Annotated in this window: 14 protein-coding genes; 3 read left to right on the top strand and 11 right to left on the bottom strand. The window is 67.5% G+C overall.

The genetic code is table 11. The features are described from left to right. Nucleotides 1-43 precede the first annotated feature (43 nt). The 7 genes from MKCMC460_RS03505 to fadD5 all read right to left on the bottom strand — a co-directional run bounded on the left by MKCMC460_RS03505 (nucleotide 44) and on the right by fadD5 (nucleotide 9124). On the bottom strand, nucleotides 44-1645 hold the full coding sequence (locus tag MKCMC460_RS03505; protein WP_236980080.1) for a virulence factor Mce family protein: 1602 nt from the start codon (nucleotides 1643-1645) through the stop codon (nucleotides 44-46). After that, nucleotides 1642-3204, bottom strand: a complete 1563-nt coding sequence (locus MKCMC460_RS03500) for an MCE family protein (protein WP_236980078.1) — start codon at nucleotides 3202-3204, stop codon at nucleotides 1642-1644. Before MKCMC460_RS03500 ends, MKCMC460_RS03505 begins: the two co-directional genes overlap by 4 nt. Then, nucleotides 3201-4241: a virulence factor Mce family protein gene (locus MKCMC460_RS03495; protein ID WP_236980076.1), complete on the bottom strand. Its 1041-nt coding sequence runs from the start codon at nucleotides 4239-4241 to the stop codon at nucleotides 3201-3203. The genes MKCMC460_RS03500 and MKCMC460_RS03495 overlap by 4 nt, the downstream gene beginning before the upstream one ends. Beyond that, nucleotides 4238-5575, bottom strand: coding sequence for an MCE family protein (locus tag MKCMC460_RS03490; RefSeq protein WP_236980075.1), 1338 nt, complete (start codon nucleotides 5573-5575; stop codon nucleotides 4238-4240). The genes MKCMC460_RS03495 and MKCMC460_RS03490 overlap by 4 nt, the downstream gene beginning before the upstream one ends. A gap of 4 nt (nucleotides 5576-5579) precedes the next feature. After that, entirely contained in the window at nucleotides 5580-6449 is an 870-nt protein-coding gene (locus MKCMC460_RS03485; RefSeq protein WP_236980073.1) for an ABC transporter permease, read from the bottom strand. Nucleotide 6450: 1 nt separating this feature from the next. Continuing rightward, the gene (locus tag MKCMC460_RS03480; protein ID WP_236984594.1) at nucleotides 6451-7188 is read right to left on the bottom strand and encodes an ABC transporter permease; all 738 of its coding nucleotides are present in this window, start codon (nucleotides 7186-7188) and stop codon (nucleotides 6451-6453) included. A 280-nt stretch (nucleotides 7189-7468) separates the two neighbouring features. After that, nucleotides 7469-9124, bottom strand: coding sequence for a fatty-acid--CoA ligase FadD5 (gene fadD5 / locus MKCMC460_RS03475; RefSeq protein ID WP_236980071.1), 1656 nt, complete (start codon nucleotides 9122-9124; stop codon nucleotides 7469-7471). A 169-nt stretch (nucleotides 9125-9293) separates the two neighbouring features. Between fadD5 and MKCMC460_RS03470 the strand changes: the two genes are divergently transcribed. Beyond that, a complete protein-coding gene (locus tag MKCMC460_RS03470; protein ID WP_236980069.1) occupies nucleotides 9294-9998 on the top strand; it encodes a GntR family transcriptional regulator in 705 nt (234 codons plus the stop codon). 9 nt (nucleotides 9999-10007) lie between these two features. Here the strand turns inward: MKCMC460_RS03470 and MKCMC460_RS03465 are convergent, their stop codons facing one another. Then, nucleotides 10008-10448, bottom strand: coding sequence for an SRPBCC family protein (locus tag MKCMC460_RS03465; protein ID WP_236980068.1), 441 nt, complete (start codon nucleotides 10446-10448; stop codon nucleotides 10008-10010). A 23-nt stretch (nucleotides 10449-10471) separates the two neighbouring features. Continuing rightward, entirely contained in the window at nucleotides 10472-10939 is a 468-nt protein-coding gene (locus tag MKCMC460_RS03460; RefSeq protein WP_236980066.1) for a thioesterase family protein, read from the bottom strand. A 14-nt stretch (nucleotides 10940-10953) separates the two neighbouring features. On the opposite strand from MKCMC460_RS03460, the gene MKCMC460_RS03455 reads away from it, so the two are divergent. Together MKCMC460_RS03455 and MKCMC460_RS03450 are read left to right on the top strand one after the other, a co-directional pair. Further along, a complete protein-coding gene (locus tag MKCMC460_RS03455; protein ID WP_236980064.1) occupies nucleotides 10954-12060 on the top strand; it encodes an alcohol dehydrogenase catalytic domain-containing protein in 1107 nt (368 codons plus the stop codon). Nucleotides 12061-12075: 15 nt separating this feature from the next. Then, nucleotides 12076-13446 (top strand): sensor histidine kinase KdpD, encoded by a 1371-nt coding sequence (locus MKCMC460_RS03450; protein WP_236980062.1) that lies wholly within the window; start codon nucleotides 12076-12078, stop codon nucleotides 13444-13446. Here the strand turns inward: MKCMC460_RS03450 and MKCMC460_RS03445 are convergent. Next, entirely contained in the window at nucleotides 13437-14366 is a 930-nt protein-coding gene (locus MKCMC460_RS03445) for an alpha/beta hydrolase (RefSeq protein ID WP_236980060.1), read from the bottom strand. The two genes, MKCMC460_RS03450 and MKCMC460_RS03445, sit on opposite strands and share 10 nt — an antisense overlap. Nucleotides 14367-14375: 9 nt before the next feature. Next, nucleotides 14376-15566 (bottom strand): enolase C-terminal domain-like protein, encoded by a 1191-nt coding sequence (locus MKCMC460_RS03440; RefSeq protein ID WP_238305308.1) that lies wholly within the window; start codon nucleotides 15564-15566, stop codon nucleotides 14376-14378. Nucleotides 15567-15576: the final 10 nt, after the last annotated feature.

Raw genomic sequence — 15576 nt, 5'->3', positions numbered from 1 at the left:
CGCCAGCCGCCACGACGCAGCCGGCTCACCACGCTCGTCGACCTCACTGTCCGCCCCCTGCCTCAGCCGGCAACGGCGCGCCCACCGGTGCCGCGGGTCCCGGCGTCGGCGCGACCGGCCCTGGTCGCACCTCAGGTCCCGGCGGCGGCGGTGGGATCGGCACCTGCGGCGCGTTCAAACCGATCGGTGGCAGGATCGGGTTCTCGTCGTAGGCGTTGGGCGGTCCCGGCGGCGTCTGCAACGTCGATTGGACCGGCGGGATGTCGGGTCCACCCATCAGCTCGGACAGCGATTCGGGGGTCAGCAGGCCGGCCGTGATCGGGCCGACCTGGGTGCCCTGCATACCCGGGGCCACGATCCAGCCCTGCTGGGTGTTGCGGTGCGACGTCGGGGTGTCCGGCACCCAGATGCCCGGCACGGTGGTGTCCTTATATCCGTTCGGCGGCTGCAGCCGGGGCTCGGAGTAGGCCACCATCTTGGGCAGTACCTCGGCGGTGCTGAACCCGTTGAAGCCGAACGGGAAGTAGTTGAACTTGATCGCGTCCAGCACGGGCGCCATGTACTCGGCGCACAGTTCCGCGGACTCCTGATACCCCAACCGGCTGCCGGCTTGCACCGAGCTGCAGATGAACTGCATCGGGTTGGCGAAGCTGGTGATCTCGGGGACGGAAACCACCGAACCGTGCGCAGGGTGATAGATCTGGTTCACGTTGGCCGCGGCGGTGGGCAGGATGTGCAGCGCCGTCTCCAGCCCGTTGAGCGTGTCGGGCTGTAGCAGCGTGTTGGTCACGTCGGCCAGGTTGTTGACGTCGTGGGTCAGCACCTCGCGGTTCTTGTCCAGGAACGGCCGGATCGTGGTGAGCAGGCCGTCGAGCTGCTCGATCGCGTTGGCCAGCGCGTGGTCCGAGCTGGCCAGCCGCCCGGTGAACTGGGCCAGGTTCTGGTTCAGCGCCACGAACTGCTGGTCGTCCTGGTGCAGTGCGTTGACGAACAGCGCCAGGCTCTTGACCACGGCGAAAAAGTCGCCGCGGCCTTCGTTCAGCGCGGTCAACGCCTTCGACAGGTTGTCCAGCGTGGAGTTCAGCTGCCTGCCCTTGCCGGCCAGCCCGTTGGCGAACGAGTTGATGACCTCGCCGAACGGTCCGGTTGGCTGCGCCTCGGTGGGGCCTAGTTTGGAGATGATGTTGGTGATGCTGTTACGCAGCTCGTCCCATTCCACCGGCACCTGGGTGCGATCCAGTGGAATCACCGCATTGTTGGCCAGCACCGGACCGCCCTTGTAAGCCGGCTCCAGCTGGATCGCGCGGGAAGCCACCAGGGTGGGGTTCAGGATGATCGCCGAGGCGTTGGCCGGAACCTTGTACTGGTTCTCGTAGTGGAAGGTCACCTTCATCTTGTCGCCGGCCGGCTCGATGCTGTCGATGCGGCCCACCTTCAGGCCCATGATCTGGACCTTGTCGCCGGGGTAGAGCGCGTTGGCGGCGCTGAAATACGCCACCACATAGTTGTTGGTCAGCTTCTGGTACAGGTTCCAGCCGACCAGCCCGGCCACGATCGCCAGCACGCCCACCAGCACCCCGACGATGATCGTCGCCCGGGACATCACCGGAAGGCGGATGTTGCGGATGTCGAAGATGGTGCTCAATTCTCGCTACCTCCCGCGGCGCCGCTACCACCGTTGCCGCCCGGGGTGATGAACGGTGCCGGTAACTGGTTGCCGGGCCCCGGCGGGGCCGGCGGACCGGGAGGCAGTCCCGGCGCAAAGGTCGATGGCGGTGCAACCGGCCCGGCCGGTCCGATCGGTTCGGTACGCGATCCCGGCGGCGAGTTCGGCGGCATCGGCACCGGTGTACCGGGAGCATCCGGCGGAGCCTGGCCCGGTCGTCCGGCGATCGGCAGGCCCGGCGCCGGCGGCACCCCGTTCGGGTTGGGCGGCGAGGCCTGCACGTCCAGCGGAGCCGGGAAGCCCGGGCCACCGAACGGTCCGATGCTCAACCCCATGCAGGGCAGCGGGTTCTGCGGAGTCGGGATCCCGCCCGGCCCCGGCGTGTAGGAGCACGGCGATCCCGGTGGTACCGCCGGTCCGGGGTGTTCCGGGGTGCCTTCGAGCACCAGTGGAGGCGGCGGCGGCGCGCCGTTGGGGAACCGGGTGCCGTTGGGGTCCGGGAAGCGGTAGGCCGGCAGACCCGCGTTGCGCCAGAACTCTTCGGGATCCAGGCCACGCTTCTTGAACGCCGCGTCGATGAACGGCTGGATGAGCTGGCCCGGAACCAGGTTGTGGATGACCACCTTGAAGAACGGCCCCGACCCGATCGCCTCGTTCAGCGACGGCAGGAAGCCGCCGACCATCTGCAGCCCTTGCGCCACGTCCTGCTTGCGCTCGACCAGCAGGTCGCTGACGGTCCGCAGCTGCTCGAGCACGTGGTTGAGGTTGGGGTTGTCGTTGATCAGGCCCTGCACCTGTTGGGAGAACGATGCCACGTTGCTCAGCAGCGCGTCGATGGCGGCGCCGCGCTCGTTGAAGGCGGCCAGCAGCGTCTTGGCGTTGACCAGCGCGCGGTCCACCTGCTCACTGCGGTCACCGAGCACGCTGGCCACCTGGTTGGCCTGGGCCAGCAGGTGCTTGATCTCCTCGTCGCGCTTACCCAGGGTGTCGGAGAAGTTCGACACCCCTTCCAGGGCGGGACTGAGCTGCGGGTAGGTCTGGTCGATGGTCTCCGACAGCACATGCAGCGACTTCTTGACCGTGTCGATGTCCCAACCGGTGGCGGCCTTGGTGACATCGAGGAACGCGTCGTAGATCTGGTACGGCGTGGTGCTCTGCCCCAGGGGCAGCGTGGCGCCGGGCCGCAGCGGCTGATTGCCGCGCGCCTCGATCTCCAGGACTTTCTTACCCAGCAGGGTGTCGGTGCGGATGTTGAGCCGGCTCTCGGTGCCGATGCTGTTGGTGCCGATCGAGAACTTCATCAGGATGTGGTCGCCGTCGATGGACAGGGCCTCGACCTTGCCGACGTCCATGCCGGCGATGCGCACCTTGTCGCCTTTGTTGATGCCGCCGGTGTCGGTGAACTGGCCGTAGTAGCTGGGCTTGGCCATCAGCATCGGCACACTGGTGAAGCTCTGGCCCACCCCGATGACCAGCAGCGTCACCAGGATGCCCATCAAACCGATCTTGAGCCGGTTGGGCGGTTCGAGAGTCCTCATTGCGGCGAGCACCTCCCCGTCGGCTGGTGGAAGAGCCGGACCGTGCGGACCGGGCCACCGGCCTGCAGACCATTGATCCGGAGGCTGATGTCGCAGGAGTAGAAGTTCACGAAGTCGCCGTAGGACCCGATGGCACGTCCGATGTGGTTCAGCGCGGGCGGCAGGGCGTGCAGGTAGTCGTTCAACTGCTGCTTCTGGTCGATCAGCGGTTGCTGCACGGCGTCGAGGTAGTTGACCGTCTTCTTCAGCAGCGCGCGGTCCTCGGCCAGCAGATCGGCCACCGTGCCGGCGGCGTTGCTGATGTGCGCCGTCCCGCCGGCCAGCGAGTCGCCGTGGTCCTTCAGGCCGGTGATCAGCACCTCGAGGTTGTTGACGGTCTGGTCGAAGTCTTTGCGGTGCCGGACGGTGGTGTCCAGAACGGTGTTGAGGTTCTTGATCACCTCACCGATGGCCTGGTCACGCTCGGCGAGCTGCGAGGTGAGCTGTGCCGTCTGGGTGAGGATGTCGTTGATGGTGCCGCCCTGGCCCTGGAACACCGTGATCAGCGACGACGCGATGGTGTTGACCTTCTCCGGGTTCAATGCCCGGAACACCGGCTTGAAACCACCGATCAGCGCATCGAGGTCCAGCGCGGGCGAGGTGCGCGACAGCGGGATGAGCCCGCCGGCCGGCATCACCTTGTCGGCGCCGTCGCCCTCGCCGCGGCGCAGCTCGAGGTAGCGGTTGCCGATCAGGTCGAGGTATCGGATCTGCGCGGTGGTGGACTGGTAAAGCGGGATCGAGCGGTCGACGTCGAATTTCACCCGGACCCGCTTGCCGCCGTCGAGCAGTTCGACGTCCTTGACCTTGCCGATCTCCACCCCGGAGGCCCGGACGAACTGGCCGGACCGCAGGCCGCTGATGTTGCTGAACTCCGCGGAGTAGCTGTTGGTCCGGTCGAAGCGGATCTGGCCGAACACGATGATGATCATGACGCTGAACATCAGCAGCACGAACGCGAAGATGCTGAGCTTGACTAAAGTACCGGTGATTTTCATGGGTTGATCGTGTTGTCCCCTACTTGACGGCCCCAGACGTACTCGAGCACGTAGGGCGAACCGGTGTCCAAGTGGTTGTACGGCGCCAGGCTGTTGCCGGTGTCCATCACCAGCTCAGGAGCCGGCCAGAGGTTGCGGGTGATCTGCTGCCAGCAACCTGGGGCCCCGCCCGGTCCCCCGTGCGAGTTCACCCGCGGCAGGTTCTCCGGGTAGGTGTAGGGGTTGGGCGCCCCACCGACTAGGCCCGCCGCCAGGCCGCCGACCGCGGAGAGCAGCAGGGGCGCCAGCGAGACCGGGTTGAGCAGCATGCCCAGCGCGGACAGGATCTCGGAGTGGGCGTTCAGCGAGTAGCCGTTGCCGCCGAGGAAAGAGCGCACGACGGGCTCGGCGTCGTGGTAGTTGCGCAGCGTGCAGAACAGCTCCGGGCTGTAGGTGTCCAGCAGCTGAGCCGAAGGCACCAGGTCCTTGGCGCCGCGGGCCAGGTACGGGCCGCCGCGTTCGAACACGTCGGCACCGTTGTTGCCGAATCCGGCGGCCGCCAGCAGGGCCTGATCCAGGTCGCGCTGCTGGGCGTTGATGGTACGGGCGGTGGGCACCGAGTTGTTCAGGAAGTCCAGCAGGTCGGGCGCGGAGTCCGCGTACACGTCGCCGAGGGCCGCCAGCTGCTGGATGTCGCGGCGGGCCTGCGGCATCCGCGGGTTGACGTCGTCGAGGATCGCGTTGCCGTTGACGATCGACTGCCCGAACCGGTCACCGAGTCCGGTCAGTGACTGCGCGGCCGCGCTCAGCGTCAGGTTGAGCTTGACCGGGTCGACCTTCTCCGAGATCGCGGTCAGCGTCTGGAAGACCGTGTTGATCTCGGTCGTCACCGCCGAGGCGTTGATGGTGCTCTTGGCCGACAGGTGCCCGTGGGCGATGTTGTTGCCCTGGTCGTCCTTCGGTGTCGTCAACGACACGTACTTGCCGCCGAACACGGTGGTGGCCTTGATCTGGACGTCGACGTTCTCCGGCACCACGCCGTGCGGACCGAGGTACTGCGGATAGACCTCCAGGGTGAATTTCGCGGCCGGCCTGCCGTTGCGGGTGACTTCCTCGATGCTGCCGACCCGGCCGATCTGCACCCCGTTGTAGGTGACCTTCGAGCCGGGGTCCATCACCAACCCGGCGCGGTCGGAGTACATGGTCAGCTTGTCTTTGCTGGTGAAGCCGCCCCGGAACTGCACGTACACCACCGACAGCGCGACCAGCAGCACCACCAGGGAGCCGATCCCGACGATCTTGTAGGGCGGGCTGGAGATCTTGTTGGTCTTGATGACCTTGTCCGGAGCAGTCATGGCGCTACACCGTCAGTGCGAAGTTGGGGTTGACGCCGTACAGCGCCAACGCCGCGGACAGGACCACTACCTGGACCGATACCAGCGAGAAACGCATCGATCGGCCGACTGCCTCACCGACGCCGACGGGACCACCGCCCGCGTTGAATCCGTAGTAACAGTGGGTCACCATCACGATCGCCGCGATGATGATCGCTTCCAGGAACGACCAGAACACGTCATCGGGGCGCAAGAACGTTCGGAAATAGTGCTCGTAGGTGCCGGTGGACTGCCCGTACAGCAGCGTCGTCACGACCTGCGGCGACAGGAACGACATGATCATGGCCAGCGCGTACAGCGGAATGATCACCACCAGGCCGGCGACGATGCGGGTCGACGTCAGATACGAGATCGACTTGATGCCCATCACTTCCAGGGCGTCGATCTCCTCGCTGATGCGCATCGCGCCCAGCTCGGCGGTTGCACCGGCGCCGACCGTGGCCGCCAGCGCGATGCCGGTGACCACCGGCCCGGCGATGCGCACATTGATCAACGCGGAGAAGAACCCGGTGAACGCCTCGACACCGATGTTGCCCAGCGACGCGAAGCCCTGGATGGCCACCAGCGAGCTACCGGACAGCGTCACGAACCCGACGATCGCGGCGGTGCCGCCGACCACGGCCATCGCGCCGGTCCCCATGCCGATCTGGGCGATCAGCCGCAGCGTCTCCTTGCGGTAGAAGTGCAGCGCGTGCGGAATCTGGCCCAGGCTGGCCAGAAAGAACCAGGCGAGGTGCCCGGTCTCGTCCAGTCCCCGCCCGACACTGCCCGCGTAACGGTTGACGTTGGCGACCGCCCGCGGGAACCGGGCCCGGACTACCGCTGAAGTCGACATGTCAGTGTCCCGTCCCGAATCGAACGCCGATCGTGGTCAGGATGACGTTGACCGCGTACAGCGCGACCACGCACAGCACCACGGTCTCGTTCACCGCGGTCCCCAGGCCTTTCGAGCCGCCGCGCACGGTGAGCCCGCGGTAGCAACCGACCAGTCCGGCGATCAGCCCGAAGGTCGCCGCCTTGATCATGGCGATGATCACTTCGGGGAGTCCGGTGATGGTGGTCAGCGTCGCCAGGTAGGCGCCGCCGGAGACGTTCTGCAGATATACGCCGAACAGGTAGCCGCCGACCAGACCGACGGTGATCACCAGCGCGTTGAGCAGTGTGGCCACCACGGTCGCCGCGATCACCCGGGGAACCACCAGGCGGTGGATCGGGTCGATGCCGAGCACCTCCATCGCGTCGATCTCTTCGCGGATGGTGCGCGCCCCCAGGTCGGCGCAGATGGCGGTGGAGCCGGCTCCGGCGACAACCAGCACCGTGGTCAGCGGACCCAGCTGGGTGACCGCGCCGATCGCCGCGCCCGCACCGGACAGGTCGGCGGCGCCGAACTGGGCCAGCAACACGTTGAGGGTGAAGATCAGCAGCACGGTCAGCGGAATCGAGACCATGATCGTCGGCAGCAACGCGACCCGCATGATGAACCAGCACTGCAGGATCAGCTCACGCCACTGGAATGGCCGGCGGAACAACGCCCGGCCGGTGAGCACGCACATACGGAAGAAGCCGCCGACCATTGTCAGCGGTGTTTCGAGTTGGTCGCGCACGTAACCGATCAGGTGCGGGCGGGAGGTGGTCGTCACGCGGGCCTCCCGTGGGCGGGGCCGTTCGGCCTGTGGCGCTGCGGCGGATGGTGTCGCACGCCTCCTCCTTGCCCCGACCCTTGGTGTGTGACCGACGACTCCCTACCGGCAGGTAGTAACGGAGACCACAGGAATGTACCCGATGGTCGGCCACCTGTGTATAGCAACTCAACAATTGACGTCACGTCAACACCTAGCAAACATTTCCAGTCCGTCAGCTTCCCTCTCGCGTCGCAAATTTATTTGGCGGAGAAGGGCTTTCGGTCTCGGCCTGCACTCCGTAGCGAACTCGTAGTTCAGTTTTGAGCACCTTCCCGGCGGGGTTGCGCGGCAGTGCGTCGACGATCTCGAGGGCCTTGGGATGCTTGTACCGCGCGAGCCTCTCGGTCAGGTACTCGATTAGCTCTTCGATGTGCAGGTGGCCTTCCGTTACAGCGACGACCGCGACCGGCACCTCACCCCATCGCTCGTCGGCGCGACCGATCACGGCGACCTCGACTATGCGGGGGTGACCGGCCAGGACGTTCTCCACCTCGGCGCAGTAGATGTTCTCGCCGCCGGAGATGATCATGTCCTTCTTGCGGTCGACCACCCAGACGTAGCCGTCGGAGTCCATCCGGACCAGATCACCGGAATGGAACCAGCCGCCGGCGAACGCCTCCGCGGTGGCCTCCGGGTTGTTCCAGTAGCCACTCATCAATGTCGGTGCGCGATAGACGATTTCGCCCACCTCGCCGATCGGCACGTCGTTCATGTCGTCGTCGACGACGCGGGCGGCGACGGTCGGGATCACCTTGCCCACCGAGCCGCGCTTGCGGATGGCGTCGTCGCCCAGCAGCATGCAGGTGACCGGCGACATCTCGGTCTGGCCGAACGCGGCGAGGATCTGGGTGCCCGGGAACATCTCAGACATCTGGCGCAGCAACACATCTGGCGCCGGGGCGGCACCCCAGGACATCACCCGCAGCCGCAGGTTGCGCGGCCGGGCCTGCTGCTCGGCGCAGACCGCCTGCCACTGGGCGGGAACCAGGAAGATGCCGGTGACCTGCTCCGCCTCGAGCACGTCGAGCAACTGCGCGGGATCGAACGCGCCCAGCGGATAGATCACCGTCGGGACACCGAGCAGCAGCCCGGTCAGCAGGTTGCCGACGCCGGCGATGTGGAACAGCGGTACTCCGACGAAGCCGACGTCGTTGTTGAGGTCCACTCCGCTGGTGTAGAGCATGGTCATGGTCTGACCGGTCAGGTTGGCGTGGGTGAGCACCGCGCCCTTGGGCCGGCCGGTGGTGCCCGAGGTGTACATGATCAGGGCGGGCGACTCGTTGGGGATGTCGATCAGCCCGGCCGGCTCGCCCGGCTCATTCATAAGGTCTTCATAGGGGAGCACGTTGTCCTCGGAGGCGCCGTTGGCCGTCCCCGCGACGATCACCGTCTCCAGCAGCCCAGCGATCCGGCGCACCCCGGTAGCCACTGGCGCCAGCACCGCCTCGGTGACGATCACCCGTGCTTCGCTGTCCTCGACCAGGAACGCGATCTCGCTGGGAGTGAGCCGAAAGTTCAATGGCACGGCGATCGCGCCGAGCATGTTGGCTGCCAGCACCGACTCGACGAACTCGGGGCGGTTGAGCATCAGGATCATCACCCGGTCGCCGAACCCGACCCCGCGCCGGCTCAGGGCGCCGGCCAGCGTGGCAACACGGTGCCGTAGATCGGCCCACGTCAGGGTGTTGCCCAAGAACCTCAGCGCGGTGGCCTGCGGCTGCATCATCGCGTGCCGCTCCAGCTGGTTGACCCAGTTCTGCCGCCGAGCCAGATAAGGCTGCTCGTGCGCGTGGGTTTGGGCCGAGAGCCCGGCCAGCTGCGCGGTCACCTAGTCCCCTCCCCTGCCATCCGTCACATGCGCACCGCTTGCGCCAGAGTGATATTTGATAAAACATGTGTTGTCTGGGTCACATTAACGGTCCCGGAGACCCTTAACAAGACCTGGGAACTACCCGACCAACAGCCACATCAGCTGCTGAAAGGTCCTGGCAGGCCACGTGAACGCACCCCTGTCGGCTGCATCGTCGAAGCCGCGACGCGGACGTCCGTTGCGCCGGGCCCAGTTGTCCGACGAGGTCGCCAGCCATCTGCGCGCAGCCATCATGTCCGGGACGCTGCGCCCGGGAACGTTCATCCGGCTCGACGAGACCGCCGCCGAGCTCGGGGTCAGCATCACGCCGGTCCGCGAAGCCCTGCTGAAGCTGCGGGGCGAGGGGATGGTGCAGCTCGAGCCGCATCGCGGCCACGTGGTGCTGCCGTTGACCCGGCAAGACATCAAGGACATCTTCTGGCTGCAGGCCACCATCGCCCGCGAACTGGCCGTCACCGCCACCGACCGCATCACCGAGATCGAGATCGGCGAGCTCGAACGCACCAACGACCTGCTGGCCTCGGCGGTCGAGGCCGGCGACGCCCAAGCCATCGCGACGCTGGAGTTCGGTTTCCACCGGTTGTTCAACCAGGCCAGCGGGCGCATCAAGCTGGCCTGGTTCCTGCTGAACGCCGCGCGCTACATGCCGGCGCAGATGTACGCTGCGGACCCGCGATGGGGCACCGCGGCGGTGGACAGCCACCGCGAACTGATCGCCGCGCTGCGCCGCCGCGACACTGCGGCCGCGGTGGAGCACACCGTATGGCAGTTCACCGACGCCGCCCAACGGCTGACCGAGGCGCTGGAGCGCACCGGGATCTTCAACACCTGACCCGCGTCGCTAATTGGCGCCCAGCTGCTCGGCACGCTGCTTGACGTTGGCGGCCAGCTGGTCCAGCACATTGTTCATCAGCATCTTCACCATCGGCGGAGGCACCGGCATGCTGGGCTCGACGTCGATGTCGACGGTCAGCAGGCTGGTGGGGCCCGCGGCCACCACACTGAACAGCTGCTCCTGCTTGGTGAACAGATCGCCCTGCTGCATCACGGTCTGAATCTGGTTCTCGCCCGGGTAGTACACGGCGTGGATATAGACGCCTTCGAATCCGTTCACGTTGGTGTCCAGCCGCACCTGGCTGGCCCGGCCGTCGTCGTAGCGGGCCAGCACCCAGGCGCCCTTGACGCCTTCGTTCCACTCCGGGTAGCGCTCGATGTCGGACACGATGCCCATGATCGACCCGGCATCGGCGCTGACCTCGACCGTTTTGCTCAAAACTGGCATTGGCGAAGCATACTGGTGCCCGCTCAGGCCTCGACACACGCCGTTGTCAGCAGCGACCGGATCCGGTCCGGGATCGGAACGGGCCGGCGACTGGCCCGGTCGACGTACACATGCACCCAGTGCCCCAGCGCCGCAATCGGCTGCGCGGCGGCGTCCGCCTTGAACACCCCCAGCCGGTAGGTGACGCTGCTGCGGCCCAGCCGCGTCACCGCCAGGCCCACCATCAGGCGGTCCGGGAACCCGAGTTCGGCGAAGTAGCGGCAGCCCGACTCCGCGACGATGCCCAACTCGGGGATGGTCAGCGGGTCGACGCCCGCCCTGGTGGCGATCCAGGCGTTGATCGCGGTGTCGAACAGTTGGTAGTAGACGGCGTTGTTGAGGTGGCCGAACATGTCGTTGTCGGCCCAGCGGGTCAGCACCGGCCATTGCACCGGAAAGTCGGCACTGGTGAGGTCGTCGGGTGACGGCGGAACCTGCGGAACCTGGGCCATGGTTGTATTCCAGCATGTTCCACATCCGGGGCGCGGTGCTCGAGCGGATCGGTGCGCCGCGGCCCTACGCGGACTCCCGGCCCATCAGCGTGGCCGACGTGGAGCTGGCCGAACCGGCCGAGCACGAGGTGCTGGTCCGCATCGAGGCCGCCGGAGTGTGCCACTCCGATCTTTCGGTGGTCGACGGCAACCGGGTGCGGCCGGTGCCGATGCTGCTCGGCCACGAGGCGGCCGGCATCGTCGAACGGCTCGGCGCCGGGGTCACCGGAATGTCCGTCGGGCAGCGGGTGGTGCTGGTGTTCCTGCCGCGCTGCGGTCACTGCCCGGCCTGCGCGACGCAGGGGCTGACGCCATGCCGGCCGGGTAGCGCCGCCAACAACGCCGGGACCCTGCTCGGTGGCGGGATCCGCCTGGCCCGCGCCGGCCATCCGGTGCATCACCACCTCGGTGTGTCGGGTTTCGCCACGCACGCGGTGGTCAATGCGGCCAGCGCGGTGCCGGTCCCGCCCGACGTGCCCCCCGAGGTGGCCGCCCTGCTCGGGTGTGCGGTGCTGACCGGCGGTGGCGCGGTGCTCAACGTCGGTGACCCGCGGCCGGGCCAGTCGGTCGCCGTCGTCGGGCTGGGCGGTGTCGGCATGGCGGCGGTGCTGACCGCGTTGACCTATCCCGACGTTCGCGTCATCGGCGTCGATACACTGCAGGAAAAGCTCACTGCGGCAACAGGTTTGGGTGCACACGAGGTGTACACGCCGCAGCGGGCCACCGAGGCCGGGATCCGGGCCGACGTCGTGGTCGAAGCGGTCGGCCATCCCGCCGCGCTGGAGGCGGCCGTCGGTTTGACCGCGCCGGGCGGCCGCACCGTCACCGTCGGGCTGCCCCGGCCCGACGCCCGAATCAGCTTGTCGCCGTTGGGTTTTGTCGCCGAAGGGCGGTCCCTGATCGGCAGCTATCTCGGGTCGGCGGTACCCAGCCGCGACATCCCCCGGTTCGTCGCGCTGTGGCAGTCCGGCCGGCTGCCGGTGGAAGCGCTGGTGTCCTCGACCATCCGGCTCGACGACATCAACGACGCGATGGACCACCTGGCCGACGGCACCGCGGTTCGTCAACTCATCAGGTTCTGATCGGGAGACCAGCAGATGACAATCAACGACCGGGTCTACCGGCTGCTGCGGCTGCCGCTACCGGTGGTCTCGTTGCGCACCATCGTGATCGTGGCCGCAATGTCGGTGATCGCCCTGGTCATCATCCTGGGCACCTGGGTGTGGGTGGGCGTCACCAACGACCAGTACAGCCAACTGGACCGGCGGCTGGACTCGGTGAGCAGCCTGGGCGACGTCAGCATCCTGCTGCAGGACCCGCCGGCCGCCGAACAACCCGCCCCCGTCGACGGCGTGGCCCGCACGGTACGGCTGGACGGTCACGTCGCGTCGGTGCCGAGCGGCATCGTGCTGCCGGACCTGCCGGTCGGCTACACCACCACCACGATCAACGGTGTGCCCTATCGGGTGCGCACCTTCACCGCGGGCCAGGCCCGGGTCGCGCTGGGGGCACCGCTGGCCCAGGCCGAGGATCGGATCGACCAACTGCACCTGCGGGTGCTGCTGATCTGCGGCAGCGTCATCGTCGGCACCTTCCTGGTGGGCAGCGTCATGTGGCTGATCATGATCAACCCCTTCCGGCTGCTGGCCCAGCAGGCTCGCGCGATCAACGCCCAGTCCAAGCCGGACGAGGTGCAGGTCCGCGGCGTGTGGGAGGCGGTGGAGATCGCCGAAGCCGTCGAGGGCATGCTGGCCCGGATCGGCGACGAACAGCAGCGCACCAAGGACGCGCTGGACTCCGCGCGCGACTTCGCCTCGGTCGCTTCCCACGAGCTGCGTACGCCGTTGACCGCGATGCGCACCAACCTCGAGGTGCTGGCGACCCTCGAGCTGCCCGCCAAGCAGCGCGAGGAGGTGATGGCCGACGTGCTGCGCACCCAGAGCCGCATCGAGGCCACGCTGTCGGCGCTGGAACGCCTGGCCCAGGGCCAGACCATCACCACCGACGACTTCGTGCCGGTCGACATCACCGAGTTGCTGGATCGCGCCGCCCACGACGCCGAGCGCATCTACCCCGACCTGACGGTGTCGCTGCTGCCCTCGCCGACGCTGCTGATGCTGGGCCTGCCCACCGGGCTGCGGCTGGCGGTGGACAACGCGATTGCCAACGCGGTCAAGCACGGTCACGCCAGCCGGGTACAGCTCTCGGCGGTCAGTTCCCGCGCCGGGGTGCAGATCGCCATCGACGACGACGGCACCGGGATACCGGAGCACGAACGCCGGACGGTGTTCGACCGGTTCTCCCGGGGGTCGACAGCGTCACATTCGGGGTCCGGGCTGGGCCTCGCCCTGGTGGCGCAGCAGGCCGAACTGCACGGCGGCACGGCGTCTCTGCACGAAAGCCCGCTCGGTGGCGCCCGGTTGCTGCTGGACCTGCCCGGTCCCCAGCCCCCCGGCGATCAGAGGTAGAAGGCCTTCGACAGGGCCTCACCCTGCAGCGCGAACAGTCGTTGACTGGGCGCCCAGTCCGGCAGCAGCGAGTCGAATCCGTGGCAGGCGCCGGGAAACACGTGCAACCCGGTGCCGACTCCGGCGCGCAGCAGCCGCAGCGCGTAGTCCACCGCCTCGTCGCGGAATGGGTCGACCTCCGCACAGGTGACCAATGCCGGTGGCAGGCCGGACAATTCGGCGCGCCTGGCCGGAACCGCCTGCTCGGTGGGCGCCTCCCCGGCCAGGTAGTGCTGCCACATCAGCGTCGCGGCTTCCCCGTCGAACGCCGGAGTGGCGCGGAATTCGGTTCGCGACGCGGTGAGCCGATCATCGAGCACCGGCTGGTGCAGCAGCTGGAACACCAGCGAGGGCAACAGTCCGTCGGCGGCACCATGGGCCAGGCAGGCGGCCAGGGTGGCTCCCGCGCTGCTGCCGGCCACGGCCAGCCGCGCCGGGTCCACCCCCAGTTGCGCCGCGCTGCCGGCCACCCAGTTCAGCACCGTGACCGCGTCCTCCAGGGCGGCCGGGAAGGGATTCTCCGGCGCCAGCCGGTAGTCCACCGACACCACCGAACACCTTGCCCGACGGGCGATTTCGATGCACTGCCGGTGGTCGGTGTCGAGGTTGCCCAGCGCGAAGCCGCCGGCGTGGCAGTACACCACCGCCGGCGCCGGTCGGGTTCGGTCGCCGCCGCGGTAGATGCGCACCGGCACGTGATGGGCGACGGCGTCTGCCACGGCCACGCCGGCCGTGTCGTGTTCGAGGACGGCGCGGCGCTGATTCATCGACTCGCGGATCAGCGGAATGGCCTCGGCGGTGAAGATTGTCCGGGTCACCGCGACAGTGCGTAGGGCGGGATGCAGCCGTTCGACCGCTTGCAGCTCGAGGATCTCTGTCATCGGGGTGTCCTATCTCGGATGCAGGGGTGCAACCGCCTCCACCTGTGTATCAGGTAGGCGATGTGCCTCGATGTAGTCCCATCTGATCTGGTAACCGAGGCCCGGTGTAGCAGGGACGGCGACGAAGCCCGCCGAATCCAGCGGGTCGCAAGCGGCCTCGAGGTAAGGCGGGGCCTCGTAGCGAGCTCCGGGACCCAGCAGCCCCCGTTCGTAGTATTCGCATACGTCCTCGCTCGTCGCGCCGAGCACTTGGAGATTCCCGAAGCCGCTCATGTGCAGTTCGCAGCGCATGCCGACGGCCTCGCACATCCCGGCCAGCTTCATCACTCCGGTGATCCCGCCGCGCAGCACGTCGATGCGGCTGATGTCGGAGGCGCCGCGCAGAATCCAGTCCGCTCGCGTCTCGATGCCGCCCGCCGCGATCTCGGGCGAACAGATCGGGATGTCGAGTTCACCGGCCAGCCGGACGTAGGACTCCACCCGGGTTTCCGGCATCGGGTGTTCGTACCAGTAGAAACCAAGCCGTTGCAGCTCGCGCCCGACCCGCAGCGCATCCGCGTAGTTGTGGTAGGTACCCCACGGGTCGAACATCAGCACCATCGCGTCCCCGACCGCCGACCGCACCGCGCGGCACGCCTCGATGTCCCAGTCCACGTACGACGGTCGCGGCAGCGCCGGCTGACCGGTGGCGGGGTTCCAGTAGTGGTAGGGATGGATCTTGTAGGCGCGGTACCCCTGACGCTGGCATTCGGCGGCGTGGGCGGCGTAGTCCTCGGGCCTGCCCAGGTTGTTGAAGCTGCTGGCGTATGCCTTGACCTTGTCGCGCGCACCGCCGAGCAGCTTGTGGACGGGCAGCCCGCTCGCCCGGCCGGCCAGATCCCACAACGCCAGATCGATCACGCTGCACACGTTCTCGGGCAGCTTCGCCGCCCAGAGCTGCCGCCATATCTCGGCGCGGTCCAGCGGGTCCCGGCCGGTCAGAAACGGCCCGAGGAAATCCCTGATCAGGGCCTGGTCACCGGGTAGCAGGCCGTCCTGGTCGCCGTGAAAATGACCACCGAAGTAGCAGCCCTCGACGCCTTCGTCGGTGAGCACCCTGGTCAGGGTCTGCACCACCGGATAATCGGATATAAGTTGGCCGAACGAGATCCGGTCGACGGTTGTCTCGAACGGAACGACCTGGATCTCGGTGATCTTCACGACGAATCTC

This window comes from Mycobacterium sp. 20KCMC460, from assembly GCF_022179425.1.
In the GTDB taxonomy this organism is placed as follows: Bacteria; Actinomycetota; Actinomycetes; order Mycobacteriales; family Mycobacteriaceae; genus Mycobacterium; species Mycobacterium kiyosense.
Note: the sequence above shows the minus strand (reverse complement) of the source record. Positions and strands in the feature narration are given on the sequence as shown.